The organism is Pseudomonas sp. Larv2_ips, from assembly GCF_963879675.1.
Taxonomy (GTDB): domain Bacteria; phylum Pseudomonadota; class Gammaproteobacteria; order Pseudomonadales; family Pseudomonadaceae; genus Aquipseudomonas.
This window is the reverse complement of record NZ_CAWOAW010000031.1, coordinates 235,786-254,290: the sequence shown is the minus strand read 5'-3', so window position 1 is coordinate 254,290 and position 18,505 is coordinate 235,786. Positions and strand designations below refer to the sequence as shown.

The following is an 18,505-nucleotide window of genomic DNA, read 5'->3' as shown; positions in this document are numbered from 1 at the left end:
CTCGGTACTTCAGTCATACCGAAGCGATGCCATCGCAGGCAAGCCAGCTCCCACACAAAGCGCGATCTACAATCATTGTCGATGCGGGGAGGCATAAGCCTCCCCGCATCGTTTGTGGAAACTACATGAATATTCTGATCGTTGGGCCCAGTTGGGTCGGTGACATGGTGATGGCGCAGACACTGTTCCAGTGCCTGAAACAGCGTCATCCCGACTGCCAAATCGACGTGCTCGCCCCCGAGTGGAGCCGGCCGATCCTCGAGCGCATGCCCCAGGTGCGCAAGGCCTTGAGCTTCCCGCTCGGCCACGGTGCCCTCGAATTGGCGACGCGCCGGCGCATCGGCAAATCCATGGTCGGCCAGTACGACCAGGCGATCCTGTTGCCCAACTCGCTCAAGTCGGCGCTGGTGCCGTATTTCGCCGGCATCCCCAAACGCACCGGCTGGCGCGGCGAGTTTCGCTACGTCTTGCTCAACGATGTGCGCACCCTCGACAAAGCACGCTACCCGCTGATGATCGAGCGCTTCATGGCCCTGGCCTACGAGCCAGGTGCCGACCTGCCGACGCCGTACCCGCGCCCCAGCTTGCAGATCGACCCGGTAACCCGTGACGCGACCCTGGCCAAGTTCGGCCTGATGCTCGACCGTCCGGTGCTGGCGCTGTGCCCAGGCGCGGAGTTTGGCGAGTCCAAGCGCTGGCCGTCGGAGCATTACGCCAAAGTCGCCGAGATGAAGATTCGCGAAGGCTGGCAGGTGTGGTTGTTCGGTTCGAAAAACGATCACTCGGTGGGCGAGGACATCCGCCAGCGCCTGATCCCTGGGCTGCGCGAAGAAGCGGTGAACCTCAGCGGCGACACGTCACTGGCCGAAGCCATCGACCTGCTGTCCTGCGCCGACTCGGTGGTGTCCAACGACTCCGGCCTGATGCACGTGGCTGCCGCGTTGAATCGCCCACTGGTGGCGGTGTACGGCTCGACCTCGCCTGGCTTCACACCGCCGTTGGCCGACAAGGTCGAAGTGGTGCGCCTGGGCCTGGATTGCAGTCCGTGTTTTGAGCGTACCTGCCGTTTCGGCCACTACAATTGCCTGCGCCAGCTGCTGCCGCAACCGGTCAGCGACGCGTTGCAGCGGTTGCAAGGCTCTGTGGTCGAGGTCCGTTAGTTTGCGAGTACTGGTAGTCAAGACCTCATCCCTGGGCGACGTGATCCACGCCTTGCCGGCACTGACCGACGCGGCGCGGGCGATCCCCGGCATTCGCTTTGACTGGGTGGTGGAGGAAGGCTTTGCCGAGATCCCCACCTGGCACCCGGCGGTGGACCAGGTGATTCCGGTGGCGATTCGTCGCTGGCGCAAAAACATCTGGCAAACCATCAAGAGCGGCGAGTGGCGACGGTTCAAGCAGCGTGTTCAGTCGACCAAATATGACTTGGTGATTGACGCCCAAGGCCTGCTGAAAAGTGCCTGGCTGACGCGCTACGTGCGCGCTCCGGTAGCGGGTTTCGACGAGCATTCTGCACGCGAACCCATCGCTGCGCGTTTCTACTCGCGCCGCCTGGCCGTGGCCCGTGGGCAGCATGCGGTAGAGCGTTTGCGCCAGCTGTTCGCCGTTGCGCTGGGCTACGACCTGCCCAAGGGGTTGGGCGACTACGGCCTGAGCACCGACAAGCTGCTCGGCCTGCCGCCGAAAAAACCCTTTGTGCTGCTGCTGCACGGCACCACCTGGGACACCAAGCACTGGCCCGAAGCCTATTGGCGCGAGCTGGCCGAGCGCATGGGCCGCCTGGGCGTGGACGTGAAGTTGCCGTGGGGCAATGCCGACGAAAAAGCCCGTGCCGAACGCCTGGCCCATGGCCTGCAAAACGCCGAAGTGCTGCCCAAGCTCAACCTGGCCGGCGTGGCCCGCGTGCTGGCCGGCGCCCGTGCCTGCGTGGCGGTGGACACTGGCCTAGGCCATCTGGCCGCTGCGTTGGACGTGCCGACCATTTCCCTGTTCGGCCCCACCAACCCCGGCCTGACCGGCGCCTATGGCAAGGGCCAGATTCACCTGGCCAGCGACTTCCCGTGCGCGCCGTGCCTGCAAAAACACTGTACCTATCAACCAACGGCCGACGACCTGCGTCGGTTCGACATCAAGCGTGAGTCGCCCCTGTGCTTCACGCGCCTGAACCCTGAGCGTGTGGCAAGCCGACTGAGCACGTTGTTACTGGCTGAGGAGCTGCACTGATGCAACTGGCTTTTGTTCTGTACAAATATTTCCCCTTCGGTGGCCTGCAGCGCGACTTCATGCGCATCGCCCTGGAGTGCCAGCAGCGCGGCCATCAGATTCGTGTCTACACGCTGATCTGGGAAGGCGACATTCCGCCGGGCTTCGAAGTGCTGGTGGCGCCGGTCAAGGCGTTCTTCAACCATCGGCGCAATGAAAAGCTCAGCGCCTGGATGGAAGCCGACCTGGCCAAACGCCCGGTGGACCGTCTGATCGGCTTCAACAAAATGCCCGGCCTGGACGCGTACTACGCCGCCGATGGCTGCTTTGAAGACAAGGCGCAAAACCTGCGTCACTCGCTGTACAAAAGCTTTGGCCGTTACCGCCATTTTGCCGAGTACGAGCGCGCGGTGTTCGCCAGGGACGCCAAGACTGAAATCCTGATGATCTCTGAAGTGCAGCAACCGCTGTTCATCAAGCATTACGACACCCCGCTGGAACGTTTCCACCTGCTGCCGCCGGGCATCGCCCAGGACCGCCGCGCGCCGCCGAATGCCGCCGAAATCCGCGAAGGTTTCCGCCAGGAATTCAACCTCGCCGACGACGACTTGCTGCTGGTGCAAATCGGTTCGGGCTTCAAGACCAAGGGCGTTGATCGCAGCCTCAAGGCCCTGGCCGCCTTACCGGCGGAACTGAAAAAACGCACGCGTCTGTTTGTAATTGGCCAGGACGACCCCAAAGTATTCCAATTGCAGAGTGCTACGTTGGGGCTGGGCGATAACGTGCAGTTCCTCAAAGGGCGCAGCGATATTCCGCGTTTCCTGCTGGGCGCCGACCTGTTGATCCACCCGGCGTACAACGAAAACACCGGCACCGTGTTGCTCGAAGCCCTGGTGGCCGGGTTGCCGGTGCTGGTCTCGGCGGTGTGTGGTTACGCCCACTACATCAGCGAGGCCGACAGTGGGTTGGTGCTGGACGAGCCGTTCGATCAAACGCAGCTCAACCACTACCTGACACGCATGCTTACCGACACTGCACAGCGTGCGGCCTGGGGCCGCAATGGGTTGGCGTACGCCGAGACGGCCGACCTCTACAGCATGCCGCAGCACGCGGCGGATGTGATTCTGGCGGAGCCAAAACGATGAAGTTGATGCTTGCCGAACCGTTCAAGACCCTCTGGGCCGGGCGTGATGCCTTCGCCGAAGTCGAGCGGCTGGAAGGCGAGGTGTACCGTGAACTTGAAGCCCGGCGCACCTTGCGCACCGAGGTGGATGGGCGTGGCTATTTCGTGAAGATCCACCGTGGCATCGGCTGGGGCGAGATCGTCAAGAATCTGGTCACCGCCAAGCTGCCGGTGCTCGGTGCGGGCCAGGAGTGGCAGGCCATCCAGCGCTTGCATGAGATCGGCGTGCCGACCATGACCGCCGTGGCGTACGGCGAGCGCGGCAGCAACCCGGCCGACCAGCACTCGTTCATCATCACTGAAGAACTGGCGCCGACTGTCAGCCTGGAAGATTTCAGCATCGACTGGCTCAAGCAGCCGCCCGCGCCGCGCCTCAAGCACGCGCTGATCGCCGAAGTGGCGCGCATGACCGGCATGATGCATCGCGGTGGGGTCAACCATCGCGATTGCTACATCTGCCACTTCCTGTTGCACACCGATACGCCGGTGACGGCTGACACCTTCAAGTTGTCGGTGATCGACCTGCACCGCGCCCAGACCCGCGACAAAATCAGTCATCGCTGGCGCGACAAAGACCTGGCCGCGTTGTACTTCTCGGCGCTGGACATTGGCTTGACGCGTCGTGACAAGCTGCGCTTCCTCAAAGGCTACTTCCAGCAGCCGTTGCGCCAGATCCTCGCTGAAGAAAATGCTTTGTTGCAGTGGCTGCAAACCAAGGCCGACAAGCTGTATGCACGTAAACAACGCTACGGGGATGCGCTCTGATGGCGGGTTGGAACCTGGAACCTGCTTACGCCGCCCTGGCGGATGATTTCGGCAGCCTTGAAGCGGTATTCGCCCTGCAAGGCGAGCGCCTGACCCGCGACCCATTGTCGGAAGTGATTCGAGTGGCGCGCGGCGGGATCAATTACTACGTCAAGCGTTACGTCGGTGCCGGCAAGGGCCTGCGCCGCTACTTGGGCAAGCCTCGGGTGAAGTCCGAATGGCAGAACCTCAAGCGTTTCGCCAAGTGGGGCATTCCCACCGCCGACGTGGTGGCCTGGGGGCTGGAACGCAAAGGCCTGGCCTACGCGCGGGGCGCGATGATCACCCGCGAATTGCCCAAGACTGAAGACTTGTCGGTGCTGGCTGATCGCAAAGATCCGCGCTTGAAAGACCCCAACTGGGTCAGCGTGATCAGTCGCCAGCTCGCCGAATACACGCGCACCATGCATGAGCACCGCTTCACCCATAACGATTTGAAGTGGCGCAACCTGCTGGTCGACGACCAGCAGACCCTGTACCTCATCGATTGCCCCAACGGTGATTTCTGGCGCGGTTTCTGGCTCAAGTACCGAATTACCAAGGACCTGGCCTGCCTGGACAAGGTCGCCAAGTATCACTTGTCGGCCACACAGCGCCTGCGCTTCTACATGCAATACCGCCAACGCACGCACCTGACGGCGTCAGACAAACAGCGAATTCGCCACGTGGTGAAGTTTTTCGAGGGACGCGAATGAGTGATTTCCTGGCGGCCGAAGACCGCGCTCTGCTGGAGCGCCATGGTCTGGCAACCTTTGACGCCCTGTGGGCCAGACAACTGGACGCGGTGGATGAGCCCAATACCAGCAAGGGTGGCTGGAGCAGCGTGTTTCGCCTGGAGCTTGAAGGGCAGGGTTACTACCTCAAGCGCCAGAGCAACTACCGGACACGCACGCTGCACAAGCCGTTTGGCGAGCCCACCTTTGCGCGCGAATTTCGCAATATCAGCCGTTATCAGAAACTCGGTATTCCGGCGTTGCAGGCCGCTTTTTTCGGTGAGCGCAAGGTCAGCGGCGAGCACCGCGCGATGTTGCTGACCCGTGCCCTGGACGGTTGGAACGACCTGGATTCGTTGCTGGAGCAGTGGTCGCAACTGACTGACGCCCAGCACCGCGCAATTCTGCTGGCCTGCGGTCAATTGGCCCGTCATCTGCACAGCGTAGGTCAGGTACATGGCTGTTTTTATCCCAAGCATATTTTTCTGCAGGCCCTGGGCGACGGTTACGCCGCGCAGCTGATCGACCTGGAGAAAACCCGCCCGCTGTTGTTCGGCCAGCGTGACCGGGTCAAAGACCTGGAGCCGCTGCTGCGCCGCGCGCCGCAGTGGACGGACGCGCAAGTGCGGCAGTTGCTGGCGGCCTACCTGGCAGAGCCTGAAAACAGCGCAAAGGTGGGTGCCTGGTTTGAACGGCTGACGGCGCGTCGCAGCCACAAGGAGAACCGCTGATGCGTTTGTCCGAGCTGAAAAAAGCCGGCCGCACGCCCAGCCTGCCGCTGACCATCGAACTGGCAGATGCCGCCGGCCCAGGGCAGTTGCAACTGCTCAGTCTGTTGCGTGTGTTGCCGGGCGAGCGTTATGTGGGCGCCGGCGTCTGGCGCGGGCGTACGGTGCTGGCCAAATTATTGGTGGGCAGCAAGGCGGCACGGCATTTTCAGCGCGAGCTCAGCGGCGTACGCTTGCTCGCCCAGCAAGGCCTGACCACGCCGCAGCTGTTGGCCGATGGCTTGCAGGAAGGCGAGGGCGGCTGGCTGCTGTTCGACTTTATTGAAGGCGCCCAAAGCCTCGCCGATGCCTGGCAGGCAGTTGAAGGCTTGCCGCCGCTGGCGGACGAACAAACAGCCGTGCTCGCCGAGGCGCTGGGGGCGATTGCCCACATGCATGCCAAAGGGCTGTGGCAGGAAGACCTGCACCTGGACAACCTGCTGCGTCAGGACGGCAAGCTGTACCTGATTGACGGCGCCGGCATTCGTGTCGAAGCCGCAGGCAAGCCGCTGTCGCGCAACCGGGTACTGGAAAACCTCGGGGTGTTTTTTGCGCAGTTGCCGAAAAACCTCGAACCCTTTACCGAGGAATTATTGGTCTATTACCTGCTGAGCAATGGCGAGCACGCCCTGCCGCTGGAAGCGCTCGAAAAGCAGGTGCGCAAGGTCAGCGCCTGGCGCTTGAAGGACTTTTTGAACAAGGTTGGCCGCGACTGCACGCTGTTCAGTGTCGTGCGTGGCGCCTTTGCCTTGCGCGCCATTCGCCGTGAGGAAGAGGCCGCCTTGCTGCCGGTGCTGGAGCAGGCCGATGCATTGCTGGATCAGGGCCACCTGTACAAAACCGGCGGGGCCGCCAGCGTGGGCAAGGTCGAGGTGGGCGGTCGGCCGCTGGTGATCAAGCGCTACAACATCAAGGGTTTCGCCCATTGGCTCAAGCGCTTCTGGCGCCCGAGCCGCGCCTGGCATTCGTGGCGCGAAGGCAACCGTCTGGCGTTTCTGGGGATTGCTACGCCCAAGCCGCTGGCGGTGCTGGAGAAGCGGTTTTTGTGGCTGCGCAGTCGGGCGTACCTGGTGACTGAATACTTGCCGGGGCCGGACATCATCGAGCGTTTTGCGCCGTACGTTGAGCGCGGTGATGCGCCAGAGAATGAGCTGCTGGCGCTGGATCATCTGTTTGCCGAGCTGATTCGTGAGCGCATCAGTCATGGTGACTTCAAAGGCCATAACCTGTTCTGGCATGCAGACCGCTGGGCCTTGATCGACCTGGACGCCATGTGTCAGCACAGTTCACTCGCCAGCTTCGCGCCGGTGTATGCCAAGGACCGCGCGCGGTTTATGCGCAACTGGCCCGAGAGCAGCGCGCTGTACCAGCTGATCGATCAGCGTTTGCCCAAAGCGATCGGCGCCGCCGGTTAAGACGGGCCTTCGGCTCTATCGCGGGCAAGCCCGCTCCTACAGGTTGATGTGGGCGCGGGCTGGCCCGCGATGACGGGCGCCCAGGCGCCGCGCTGGCTGATCAAAACTGATATTCAGCCCCCGCCCCCGCGTACCACGACCTTCCCGGCGCCGCTTCGTAATAGCGGAAGTTGCCGTCCCCGACGATCACCGAACCCACGTACTGGCGATCCAGCAAGTTATCCAGGCGCAGGGTCTGGTGGAAGGTCCAGTGCTCGACCTTCTGCTCGAAGCGCGCACGCCAGTTGAACACGCTGTAGGCCGGCGCGGCGCGTTGCTGGTTGGTGTCTTCCACGTAGACTTTGCTGCGGTACATGCCTTCGAGGGCGGTGCTGACCCAGTCGCGTGGTTTCCAGTTCAGCTCGGCGAAGAGCGTGGTCTGGGGGACGCCGGGCAGGTAGTTGCCTTTGTCGACCGCCGTGCTGGTGCCGCTGACGAAGTCGCTGTCATAGGTGGCTTGCAGGCGGGTGTAGGCGAGGTGGGTGCTCCACTGTTCGGTCAATTGGCTTTCCACGCCCAGTTCGAAACCACGGCGCAAGGTGCGACCGGCGTTCTGGTAGGTGGTGCGACCGCCGCTGGATTGCTGCACGACCAGTTCGTCATCGGTGGTGATCTGGAACACCGCAGCATTCACGCGTGTGTCCTGGCCGATCCGGGCCTTGAGCCCCATTTCATACTGCTTGCTGACCGACGGCTTGAGCGCGAAATTGAAGCCGTTCGAGCTGCTGGAATACGCCGACTCCGCCTGGGTCGGGGTTTCAAACCCTTTGCCTGCGCTCACATAGCCATGCAGGTCCGGTGTGAACGCATACATCACGCTCACTGACGGCGTGTTCTTCTGGTAGGTCTTGTTGCCGCTGTCGTTGCCGTCGCTGAGGAAGTGGTCGTCCACGTCCATCTTCATGGTGCTGTGACGCAGGCCGGCTTGCAGGGTCCAGTCGCCCAGCAACCAGTTGGCCTGCACGAACGGGTCGAGGCTGGTGGCGGTGTCGATTTCGTCGCGGCCCAGCGCGCCTTTGACGCCGTGCACGCCGTTGAGGGTGTTGGAGTAGCCTTGGCGATCATCCTGGCTGCGGTCGTAGTCGAGGCCGGTGATCAGGGTCAGGTCGCCGGGAACGCTGGTGATCGGCTGCAGCCAGTGGACGGAGCCGCCGTAGAATGTGCGGTCGAAGTTCACCACGCCGCCGCGGGCATTGGCCGGGTTGGGGGCGCCACTGGCGAACTTGTCCGGGATCGACAGGTACTGAATCACACTGCGCCGCCCTGTATACGCATTCACCTGCAGCGTGGCATCACCGATATAACGCTCGTAATTCAAGCCCAATTGCTGATGATCGATGCTTTTTCGCGTGTTGTACTGCAGCGCGGCCGGCGCTACCGAGCGCGGGTCCGCCTTGTACGCGGCCCAGGTCTGGCCCAGCGGGTCTTGCGTGCCGTTTTGCTCCAGGCTGCTGTAGATCAGCGCCAGTTTGCTGTCGTCATCGGGTTGGATATTCAGCTTGGCAAAGGTCTGGTCACGACGGGCGCTGCTGTGGTCGCGGTAGCCGTCGGTGTCCATGCGCGAGGCGTCGAGTACAAAACCGGCGCCATTCGCCGCGCCTTCGGCCGTCAGGTGGTTCTTGTTCAGGCCGTCACTGCCCACCAGCGTTTCGGCGCCGATGCGCGGCGGGCCTTCGCCATCGCGCGAGAACATCTGGATCACGCCGCCGGCATTGCTGCCATACAGCGTGGCGGCCGGGCCGCGCAGCACTTCGATGCGTTCGGCGGTGTCGAGGTTGAACGTGGCGGCCTGGCCCTGGCCATCCGGAGTGCTGGCGGGGATGCCGTCGGCGATCAGCTTGATGCCGCGCACGCCAAAGGCCGAGCGCGCACCGAAGCCGCGTGAGGAAATCTGCAGGTCCTGCGCGTAGTTCTGACGGTTCTGCACCACCAGGCCAGGCACGCGGGACAGGGCTTCGGAGGCATTGATGCCGAGTTGGCCCTCGCTGATCTGCTCGCGGCTGATGCTGTCGACCGAATACGGAAGGTCGAACGTCGGGCTGGCGCTGCGTGAACCGGTTACCACGCTGGGGTCGAGGATCAGGGCTGCGTCTTCAGCCCGGGCGGTGTCGCACAAGGTGAACAGGCTTGGCAGCAATAGGGTGAGGCGAGCAAGGGTTTTCATGGGGCAGCCCGAATCCGTGGCGCATAAGACATAAACGCGCAAAAGGGCGCGAGTTTAGTGAAATGCTGAGTTTTTGCCATTTCGGATTTTTCGCACGCAATTTGGCGATGCGCTTGGGTGGGGGATCCGACCTTTCGCTGATAGCGTGGCCGGCCGTTGGCGATCACAGGACAATCACAATGAAAATCACGGCTGCAATGGGTATTGCCGCACTGCTGGTGGGCGGTTGTGGGACCGTCAACAGCGTCATTCGCAAAGACGGCGACACCGCGCGTGAGCTGCGGCTTATCAAAACGTACTGCCAGTCCATACCCCGCGTTTACAGTGGCGTGGCCTTTGATTTCTGCGCGCTGCACGCGGCTCCCGATCCGACCGGCATACTGATACCCTTCGTGCTGCTGGACATTGCAGCGTCCGGCGTTGCCGATACCGTTGTGTTGCCCTACACGATTTATCGCCAGGCAAACGACGGCAACATCAGCGTCTATTGGCGCCCTGGCGGTTCTTGAACGAGGCTGTGCATAAGCTGGCCATGACAAATGGAGTTGTCTATGAATCGTGGTTTCACCCTTCCATGGATGCTGACGCTCGCACTGCTCACCGGCTGCGGCACCATCAATACCGTGTTTCGCCCGGACGCTGTGGCCAGCCAGAGCCTCAAGGATGCGCACAGCCACTGCGAAAACGTGCCGCGTATCTACAGCGGCGTGATCTACGGGTTTTGTTACTTGAACAGCGAGCCCCAGCCTGAAAAAGGCATCAACAACCCAACCTTTCCACCGCGCGAAAGCAATGCGTTCCCGGTCATTGCCATTGAGGCGATTGCCTCCGGTGTAATGGACACGCTGGTGCTGCCCTACACGATCTACCGCCAGAACAAGGACGGCAGCATTGAGATCTACCGCTAGGCGCAGTGACAACCGGTCGCCACATTCCCTAGATCATCACGTGGCGTGTTTACGCTATAATCCCGCCCTTTAGCTGTTTCTCGTCCAGGCGAGAGGCACACTTTTTTCAGGCGCAACCCGCCTGCATGCAGACTAAAAGAGGCTAGACCCCTGTGGCATTGACGATTCTTGGCCTGTCCGGCGCCCTTAGCCATGATCCTTCCGCAGCCTTGTATATCGACGGCAAGCTGATCGCGGCCGCCGAAGAAGAGCGCTTCGTACGCGACAAACATGCAAAGAACCGCATGCCCTACGAGTCGGCGAAGTTCTGCCTGGAACAAGCCGGTATCAAGCCTTCCGACGTTGACGTGGTGGCGATTCCGTTCGCCCCGATCAGCCTGTTCGGCGAGGCGCGCTGGCACTATGCCAAGCGTTACTGGTACGCCCCGGACCGCGCCCTTGACGCGATCCTGATGGGCAACCGTCGCTACAAGCGCTACCGCAACAAGATCGTCTGGTGCCTGGAGCAACTGGGCTTCGATCCGAAGAAAATCAAGATCGAACCGGTTGAACACCACCTGGCCCACGCCTCCAGCGCTTACCACTGCTCCGGCTTCCAGGAGAAAACCGCGATCCTCGGGATCGATGGCAAGGGCGAGTACGCCACCACCTTTTTCGGCTACGGCGAAAACGGCAAGATCCACAAGATCAAGGAATTCTACGACCCGGACTCCCTCGGCGGCCTGTATGGCGCGATCACCGAGTTCCTTGGTTTCGAGATGCTCGACGGCGAGTTCAAGGTCATGGGCATGGCGCCGTATGGCGATGCCAGCAAGTACGATTTCTCGCGCCTGGCCTCGTTTGAGAACGGCGAGCTGGTGATCAACACCGACTACGCCAACGTCATCGGCCTGCGTCGCTACAAAGAGAAGGGCAAGGGGTTCTACTTCTCGCCAAAACTGATCGAGTGGCTGGGTCCCAAGCGCGAAGGCGATATCGCCGACGAGCCGTACATCCACTACGCGGCCAGCATGCAAGCGCTGTTCGAGAAGCTGGCCCTGCAGATGATCGACCACTACCTGGGCGACATCCTCAAAGACACCGGCAAGCTGGCCTTCGCCGGCGGCTGCGCGCTGAACGTCAAGCTGAACCAGAAGATCATTGCCCGCGATGACGTCAAGGAGCTGTTCGTGCAGCCGGCGTCCGGCGATGCCGGCACCGCGGTGGGTGCCGCCGCCTACGTGTCCCACGCCCGTGGTGTACCGGTCGAGAAGATGGAACACGTCTACCTCGGCCCGTCCTACAGCAACGAAGACGTGATCGCCGCGTGCGCCAAGCACGCAAGCAAACCGGTGTGGCGCAAGATCGAGAACATGCCCAAGCGCATCGCCAAGATCATGGTCGACGGCAACCCGGTGGCCTGGTTCCAGGGCCGCATGGAGTTTGGCCCGCGCGCGTTGGGCGGTCGTTCGATCATTGGTTGCCCAAGCGCCACCGGCGTGGCGGATCGCATCAACCACCAGATCAAGTTCCGCGAGCGCTGGAGGCCTTTCTGCCCGTCGATGCTCGACACCGTTGCGCCACAGATGATCAAGGTCGATCACCCGGCGCCGTTCATGACCTTCACCTTTGAAGTGTCGGAAGAATGGAAAACCCGTGTGCCGGAAGTGGTGCACGAAGACGGCACTTCCCGTGCCCAGGTGCTCAAGCGCGAATACAACCCGCGTTACTACGACATGATGAAAGAGCTGGAAGTACTGACCGGCAACGGCGTGTCCCTGAACACCTCGCTCAACCGTCGCGGCGAAGCAATGATCTGCTCGCCGACCGACGCGCTGAACATGTTCTTCGGCTCCGACCTGCAGTACCTGATCATGGAAGACATCCTGGTCGTCAAAGACGGCGTGGACCCTTATGACTCGGTCGGCTGATCGCCACGTCCTGCAGTTCTGCCACGGCTATGACGGGCCGTTCCTCGATTGCGCGCGGCAGTACGCCAGCCTGTTTGCAGGCTCGGGCTACAAGGTGACCACGGTGTTTCTCACCGGGGCCGCCGACCCCGATGTGGCGGCCGGTTGTGCCTCTGATGAAGTGTTGTTCATGGAATTCAGCTCCAAGGCCATTCGTGGCCTGAAGCTGGGCGCCATCGGTGAGCTGCGCAAGATCGCGGCGTCACGCAATTTCAGTTTCTGCATTGCTCACCGGTTCAAGCCGATCTATATCGCCTTGCTCGGCACGCGCTTGCCGGTGATCGGTGTGCATCACGCTTTTGGTGATTATCAGCGCCGCAGCCGCAAGCTGTTTGCGTCGATTTTCCGCAAGCGTTTGAGCCTGCTTGGTGTGTCCGATGCGGTGCGTGATGACATGCGCCGTTGCTTGCCGGCCTGGCCGGCAGCGCGGATTCAAACGCTGTACAACCGCATCGACGTCGACGCCATGCAGGCCCTGCAGGTTCCGGCCGAAGCGGCGCGTGATGCGTTGGGGCTGTCGCCGGATGAGTGGGTGGTCGGCAACGTTGGCCGCCTGCACCCGGACAAGGACCAGGCGACCTTGCTCAAGGGGTTTGCCCTGGCGCTGCCGCATTTGCCGGCACAAAGTCGTCTGGCCATCCTCGGCACCGGCCGCTTGGAGAAAGACCTCAAGGCCTTGGCCCGTGAGCTTGGGATTGCCGAGCAGGTGCTGTTCCTCGGCCAGGTGCCGGATGCGCGCCGTTACTTCCGAGCCTTCGACGCCTTTGCCTTGAGTTCCGATCACGAGCCTTTCGGCATGGTACTGCTGGAGGCGATGGCCGCCGGCGTGCCGCTGTTGGCAACAGCGTGTGGTGGCGCCCGGGAAGTGGTCGAAGGCGTGGGGATCCTGTTTCCCTTCGGCGATGCCGAGCACTTGGGCCAGGGGCTTCGGCACCTGGCGGCAATGGATCGTCAGCAGCACGCGCAATGCGCCCAGATGATGCTGGAGCGCTTGCACGAGCAGTTCTCGGACCAGGCGGTTCGCGCTGCCTTCTGGCAGCTGCCGCACGTTACTGAACTGACCGCGAGGGCGTGATGCTCAATCGATTCCAAGGCTGGCGCGAGCGTGGCTGGTCCGTCGTTGACGCGTCCACCTACAGCGACGCCTGGCAGCGTTACGGTGGCAGTGTTGCCACCCATCCGCAGGTGGTTGAGCGTCTTGCCGGGCTGGCCGAGATTCCTGTGCGCTACCTGGCGTGGGAACACGGCGGCGAACTCAAGGCCTGTATTGCGACCTGGGGCCAGGACTTGGCGTTATCCAAGGATGTGCTCAAGCGCAAAGGCAAGAAGGGCTTGTTCGACTTGGGCAATGCCGAGTTGATTCTGCCGGCCGCCGCCGATGCTCAAGCCCCTTTGCGTCATCGCGCGCGCTACCTGTCGGCGCTGAATGAAGGCCGTTTTGCCGGCATCAAGCTGCAGACCGAGCAGTTGGCCATGGCGCGTACCCCGGAAGAACTGTCGAAGAAATTTCGCTATAACCAGCGCCGCGAGTTGCGTCTGCTGGAAGAGGCGGGCGGTGTTGTGCGTGCGGTCCAGACGTTCACCAGTGCCGAGCTGGCGGCAATTTACTGTGATTTGTTCCAACGCCGCTGGGGCTTTCCCGCCACCGGCGCCGAGCGCATGGCGCAGGTGATCGAACTGCTGCGTGAATGGTTGATCGGTTCGGTGATTTTCCTCAACGATGCGCCGATCGCGATTCAGCTGGTTTACCGCGTTGAAGCGCCAGAGTGGGTCAGCGTCGAGTACGTCAATGGCGGCGTAGACCCTCAGACGCGTGAGTTCAGCCCCGGCAGCGTGCTGAGTTTCCTCAACACGCAAAGTGCCTGGGAACAGGCGCGGGAAGCCGGCAAGCCGCTGCGATTTTCGTTTGGCCGGGCAGACCGCGAGTACAAAGACCGTTGGTGCAACCCGGTGCCGGTGTTCAAGGTATGAGTGATTCTCCCAGCCGCAAGCAAGCCCTGCTCAAACGCCATCGCCGCAACAAGCGTACGGCGCTGCTGGTCGGTTTGCTGGTGTTGATCGGCGTCGGCGTGGCGGTGGCCTGGTGGCTGCCGCTGCTGCTGGCAGTTCTGGCCTGGGTGGCCCATGAAGCCTGGTTTGCCGACCATCTGTTTTACTCGCCCGGCGACGACTATCAGTACGCCTTTGCGGCCGAGACCGAGCAACCCAAGGTTGTTCTGGATAACGGCCGATTGCTGCTGGAGCAGGCGCTGGAGCTGTCGGGCGACGAGACGCTGATCCTTGCGCTGCGGCTCAAGAGCGGCTTGCTGGGGCGCTTTATTGATCCGTTTATCGCCTTGCCACAGGGCGATCGGCAGGTGTTCGAACGCGGCGTCAACGGCGTGCGCTACTTGAACCTCACCGGCCAGGCGCAAGCGCTGCTCGCGGGGCAACTGCGCCTGAGCGGCCGGTTCTGCCGTGTGCAAGGCACGCCGGTGTTGTCGGTATTTCGCCAGCCCGACGTGCGTCAGCGGCGGGTGATGGTGATTGCGCCCCATGCCGATGATGCCGAGCTTGCCGCCTTTGGCCTGTACAGTCAGGCGGCGCAGCCCTGGATCGTGACGTTGACGGCCGGCGAAATCGAAGCCGAGCATTATCAGCAGATGGGCCTGGGCAAGCCCGAGGCTGCACGCCTCAAGGGCCGGTTGCGCGCCTGGGACAGTATCGCCGTGCCGCGTTGGGCGGGTGTGCCGCAGGAAAATTGCGTGCAGCTGGGGTACTTCTGCCTGCAGCTGGCGGCGATGAGGGCCGAGCCTGATCGCGCGGTGGCGTCACGAGAAGCCGAGTTGAGCGACATTCGCGTGTTTCGCCAATTCAACCCGTTCCCCTTGCCTGCGGATGCCGATGGCCGGCCGACCTGGAACAATCTGCTGGCAGATCTGCGCGCGGTGCTGCTGATGGCGCGTCCTGACGTTATCGTGCTGCCGCATCCGGTGCTCGACCCGCACCCTGACCATGTCTGCGCACAGCATGCCGTGCTGCAAGCCCTGCAAGGGCTGGAGTGGCAGCCGACCACGCTGCTCGGCTACGCCAATCACCTGCATGACAACGACCGCTGGCCGATGGGCGATTCGGGCAACGGCATCGCGTTGCCGCCCTGTTTTGATTCGACCATCACCTTGCAGCCTTTCTGCGTGCCGTTGTCTGCCGAACAACAGCGTGACAAGGCCATGTCGCTGGGCATGATGCATGACTTGCAGCCCAGGATGCCGTTCAAGCGGCGCGTGCGGCGTGCGATCCAACGGTTGCTGGCCGCAAGGGCCATTTCACCCTGGGGGGAAAATGAGTTTTACCGCAAGGCTGTAAGGCGACATGAACTTTTTTGGTTCATCAAGCACAAGTAAGGTTACGTAACGTGGAGGGGCGCAGTGCGCTCCCGCAAAAAATGACAGTGAGTCCGTTTTGATCAATCAGTGCCCCCGCATCCTCTTCCTCATTCCTTACTTTGGCCGCTGGCCATTCTGGATGCCGTTTTTTCTCGAAAGCTGCCGACACAATGCCGATATTGACTGGCTGTTATTCAGCGACTGCCCGATACCGAGCAATGTGCCGGACAACGTCAGGATTGAAAGCATTACCTTCGCCGATTACTGCGCGTTGGTATCGGAACGGTTGAACATCCCGTTTGCACCGCAAGCGGCTTACAAGTTATGTGACATCAAGCCTGCGCTGGGGCATATCCATGCTGATCGCCTCCAAGGTTACGACTTCTGGGCGTTTGGCGACCTGGACCTGATTTACGGCAACCTGCGCCGCTATTTCACGCCCGATCGACTGGCTGGCTATGATTTGTTTTCGACCCACGAACGACGGGTCGCCGGCCATTTGTGCCTGATGCGCAACACGGCCAGAAAGCGCCAGGTGTTCATGCAGATCAAGGATTGGGAGGCGCGTTTCACTGATCAGGCGCATCATGCGCTGGATGAAGGCGCGTTCAGCAGGATTTTCCTGTGGCGCAAGAATTTTCCGAAACCGTTGTTCGAGTTGGTCGGCAAGCTCAATCCCTGGCGCCGCCGCAGTGAGTTCACCGAGGCGTTCAGTACGCCGGGCGGTGTGATCAAATGGCACGACGGCAGTGATCGCTTCCCGCATCAGTGGTTCTGGAATAACGGTCGTCTGACCAATGACAGGGATGGCGAGCGCGAATTTCCCTATTTCCATTTTGTCTGCTGGAAGCGTAATCAGTGGCCACGGTTACCGGAGCCCGACAGCGAGTACGTCGAGGCGCTGGCGGCTGAACCGTCGTGGGTCGTTGATGCCACAGGTTTCCATCGAGGAGAGTTATGAGTCGGCGTTTCAAGGTCCTGCAATTGCAGCCTGACTACAATGTTAAATCCCATGATTTTGCCGACCTGGCCGAACAGATCGTCAAGGCATTGCCTGCGGACCGCTATGAAGTCACCGCCGCGTTTTTGCGTGGCCGACCCGGGCCCGCGGACCCGGTCAGCCGGGCGGCAACGTCGGTCTACTTCGATTTCTCCGACAAGGCGCTCAAGGGCTTGAGGCTGCGCGCCATGTGGCAGATGTATAAGTTCTGTCGCAAGGAACAGTTTGACGTGGTGGTGTGCAACCGCTTCAAGCCGGTCAACATGATGTTGCAACTCAACCGCTGGTTGAAGATTCCACTGTGTATCGGGATCTCCCACGGCTTTGGCGAGTACGACCGTCTCTACCGCCGTAAACAGGCGCAGCGCTGGATCGACGAGCATTGGCGGTTTGTCGGGGTCTCGCCCGCGGTCAAGCAGTACCTGCTGGACTGCAAGTGCGGGTTTACCGACAGCAATACCTACGCGATTACCAACGCAATCGACATCGAGCAGGCCGAAGGCTTGCAGCATTCACGCGAACGCGCGCGTGAGTTACTGGGCATCGACCCTTCGGTGCGATTGATCGGCGCCCTGGGCCGTCTGGTTCCAGTCAAGGGGCACACCTATTTGCTGCAGGCGTTTGCAGCGCTCAAGGATAAATACCCTGCGGCGCAACTCGCCATCATTGGCGCGGGGCGTGAGCAGGCCAACCTGGCCGCGCAGATCCAGAGCCTTGGCCTTGATGGGCGGGTGCACTTGCTGGGCTTCAAGGAAAACGCCCTGCAGTACGTGCGCGCTTTCGACATCTGGGCCATGCCCTCGCTGGCAGAAGGCTTGGGCCTGGCGCTGCTCGAAGGCATGAGCGGTCGCCTGCCGGTGATCGCCTCCAGTGTGCCGGCCATGCTGCCACTGATTGAAGGCGCCGGTGGCCTGGCGGTGGAGCCGGCCAACGTGCCCGCATTGACCCAGGCGCTGGACACGTATCTGGCGCTGTCCGATGAAGCGCTCGCGCAAAAGGGCGAGCAGGCTTACCAGTACCTTCAGGCGCAACATGACATTGAGGTGTTCCGCCAGCAATACCTGGAGCTGATCGAATCCGGGTTGGCCCAAGCACGCAGGAACAATGTATGAACCCAAGTCAGCCCTTGGTCACGGTGATCATTGCCTCGTACAACCACGGCCCGTACATCGAGGAAAGCATCCTCAGTGTGCTGAACCAGACCTACCCAAACATCGAACTGCTGGTGATTGATGACGGCTCGACAGACGACAGTGTCGAGCGCATCCGCCGCCTGCAGGAGCGCCACACGTTCGACTTTCGCGTCCAGCAGAATCAAGGTCTGACGAATACGCTCAATGGCGCTATTGCACGCTCCCAAGGCCCGCTGATCGTGCCGTTTGGCTCCGACGACATCATGAAGCCGGAGCGCATTGCGATTCAGGTGGCTTACATGGACGGCAAGCCGGAAGTGGGTATCTGTGCGGGTAACATCGAGCTGATCGATTCGCGAGGCGAACTGCTTCCCGAGAAGCGCCAGCGCCGCGACGTGCCGTTTCGGCGCCTGGACTTCGACGACATGTTCCTGGAGCGCAAACCCTATCCGCCGGCACCCACGCTGATGATTCGGCGTGAGGCGCTGGAAAAGGTCGGTGGGTTTGACCCCGAGATTCGCTTGGAAGACTTGTTGATCGAGTTGAAGATCACCCATGCCGGGTACTTCATCGATGGTCTGAACGTGGTCATGGCCCGCTACCGCAAGCACGCCACCAACTCGTACAAGAACCACCGATTCATGATCGACAATATCCTGCGCTCTTACGCGTTGTTCAGTGACCACCCGCTCTATGACGAGGTGCGTTACAAGTTTCTCAGCTCCATGTTCCTCAAGACCTCCAACCGCAATCGCGCGTTGGCGCGAGAGTTGTTGGCGCAGATCCCGTTTCGGGCCTGGAACAAGAAAACCTGGCGGGGTTTGGCGCGGCTGTATTTTTCGCCGCTGGAAAAAGACTGACAC

General features: G+C 61.6%; 17 protein-coding genes. 16 read left to right on the top strand and 1 reads right to left on the bottom strand.

Annotation, left to right across the window (positions count from 1 at the left end; genetic code table 11):
- The first annotated feature begins 125 nt into the window (after positions 1 to 125).
- Genes waaF through AACV02_RS26750 form a run of 7 tightly spaced genes read left to right on the top strand, consistent with a single transcriptional unit; the run spans position 126 to position 7,084 of the window.
- The gene (gene waaF / locus AACV02_RS26780; protein ID WP_119737994.1) at positions 126 to 1,160 is read left to right on the top strand and encodes a lipopolysaccharide heptosyltransferase II; all 1,035 of its coding nucleotides are present in this window, start codon (positions 126 to 128) and stop codon (positions 1,158 to 1,160) included.
- A gap of 1 nt (position 1,161) precedes the next feature.
- Positions 1,162 to 2,223: a lipopolysaccharide heptosyltransferase I gene (gene waaC, locus AACV02_RS26775; RefSeq protein WP_119737992.1), complete on the top strand. Its 1,062-nt coding sequence runs from the start codon at positions 1,162 to 1,164 to the stop codon at positions 2,221 to 2,223.
- Entirely contained in the window at positions 2,223 to 3,347 is a 1,125-nt protein-coding gene (locus tag AACV02_RS26770) for a glycosyltransferase family 4 protein (RefSeq protein ID WP_119737990.1), read from the top strand. Before waaC ends, AACV02_RS26770 begins: the two co-directional genes overlap by 1 nt.
- Positions 3,344 to 4,150: a lipopolysaccharide core heptose(I) kinase RfaP gene (gene rfaP, locus AACV02_RS26765; RefSeq protein ID WP_119737988.1), complete on the top strand. Its 807-nt coding sequence runs from the start codon at positions 3,344 to 3,346 to the stop codon at positions 4,148 to 4,150. The genes AACV02_RS26770 and rfaP overlap by 4 nt, the downstream gene beginning before the upstream one ends.
- Complete coding sequence (locus AACV02_RS26760) at positions 4,150 to 4,884, top strand: lipopolysaccharide kinase InaA family protein (RefSeq protein ID WP_119737986.1); 735 nt, start codon at positions 4,150 to 4,152, stop codon at positions 4,882 to 4,884. The genes rfaP and AACV02_RS26760 overlap by 1 nt, the downstream gene beginning before the upstream one ends.
- Positions 4,881 to 5,633: a lipopolysaccharide kinase InaA family protein gene (locus tag AACV02_RS26755; RefSeq protein WP_119737984.1), complete on the top strand. Its 753-nt coding sequence runs from the start codon at positions 4,881 to 4,883 to the stop codon at positions 5,631 to 5,633. The genes AACV02_RS26760 and AACV02_RS26755 overlap by 4 nt, the downstream gene beginning before the upstream one ends.
- On the top strand, positions 5,633 to 7,084 hold the full coding sequence (locus AACV02_RS26750; protein WP_119737982.1) for a lipopolysaccharide kinase InaA family protein: 1,452 nt from the start codon (positions 5,633 to 5,635) through the stop codon (positions 7,082 to 7,084). The genes AACV02_RS26755 and AACV02_RS26750 overlap by 1 nt, the downstream gene beginning before the upstream one ends.
- Before the next feature lie 100 nt (positions 7,085 to 7,184).
- Here the strand turns inward: AACV02_RS26750 and AACV02_RS26745 are convergent, their stop codons facing one another.
- A complete protein-coding gene (locus tag AACV02_RS26745; RefSeq protein WP_119737980.1) occupies positions 7,185 to 9,287 on the bottom strand; it encodes a TonB-dependent receptor family protein in 2,103 nt (700 codons plus the stop codon).
- A gap of 179 nt (positions 9,288 to 9,466) precedes the next feature.
- Between AACV02_RS26745 and AACV02_RS26740 the strand changes: the two genes are divergently transcribed.
- From AACV02_RS26740 to AACV02_RS26700, 9 genes are all read left to right on the top strand, one after another.
- Positions 9,467 to 9,796 (top strand): YceK/YidQ family lipoprotein, encoded by a 330-nt coding sequence (locus AACV02_RS26740; protein WP_119737978.1) that lies wholly within the window; start codon positions 9,467 to 9,469, stop codon positions 9,794 to 9,796.
- A gap of 42 nt (positions 9,797 to 9,838) precedes the next feature.
- Entirely contained in the window at positions 9,839 to 10,195 is a 357-nt protein-coding gene (locus AACV02_RS26735; RefSeq protein WP_119737976.1) for a YceK/YidQ family lipoprotein, read from the top strand.
- 152 nt (positions 10,196 to 10,347) lie between these two features.
- Positions 10,348 to 12,105, top strand: a complete 1,758-nt coding sequence (locus tag AACV02_RS26730; RefSeq protein ID WP_119737974.1) for a carbamoyltransferase family protein — start codon at positions 10,348 to 10,350, stop codon at positions 12,103 to 12,105.
- On the top strand, positions 12,089 to 13,219 hold the full coding sequence (locus AACV02_RS26725; RefSeq protein WP_119737972.1) for a glycosyltransferase: 1,131 nt from the start codon (positions 12,089 to 12,091) through the stop codon (positions 13,217 to 13,219). The genes AACV02_RS26730 and AACV02_RS26725 overlap by 17 nt, the downstream gene beginning before the upstream one ends.
- Complete coding sequence (locus AACV02_RS26720) at positions 13,219 to 14,115, top strand: antimicrobial resistance protein Mig-14 (RefSeq protein WP_106577586.1); 897 nt, start codon at positions 13,219 to 13,221, stop codon at positions 14,113 to 14,115. The genes AACV02_RS26725 and AACV02_RS26720 overlap by 1 nt, the downstream gene beginning before the upstream one ends.
- Positions 14,112 to 15,527: a PIG-L deacetylase family protein gene (locus AACV02_RS26715; protein ID WP_119737970.1), complete on the top strand. Its 1,416-nt coding sequence runs from the start codon at positions 14,112 to 14,114 to the stop codon at positions 15,525 to 15,527. Before AACV02_RS26720 ends, AACV02_RS26715 begins: the two co-directional genes overlap by 4 nt.
- 58 nt (positions 15,528 to 15,585) lie before the next feature.
- On the top strand, positions 15,586 to 16,470 hold the full coding sequence (locus tag AACV02_RS26710; protein ID WP_119737968.1) for a DUF6625 family protein: 885 nt from the start codon (positions 15,586 to 15,588) through the stop codon (positions 16,468 to 16,470).
- Entirely contained in the window at positions 16,467 to 17,621 is a 1,155-nt protein-coding gene (locus AACV02_RS26705; protein ID WP_106577589.1) for a glycosyltransferase family 4 protein, read from the top strand. Before AACV02_RS26710 ends, AACV02_RS26705 begins: the two co-directional genes overlap by 4 nt.
- On the top strand, positions 17,618 to 18,502 hold the full coding sequence (locus tag AACV02_RS26700) for a glycosyltransferase (protein WP_106577590.1): 885 nt from the start codon (positions 17,618 to 17,620) through the stop codon (positions 18,500 to 18,502). The genes AACV02_RS26705 and AACV02_RS26700 overlap by 4 nt, the downstream gene beginning before the upstream one ends.
- Positions 18,503 to 18,505: the final 3 nt, after the last annotated feature.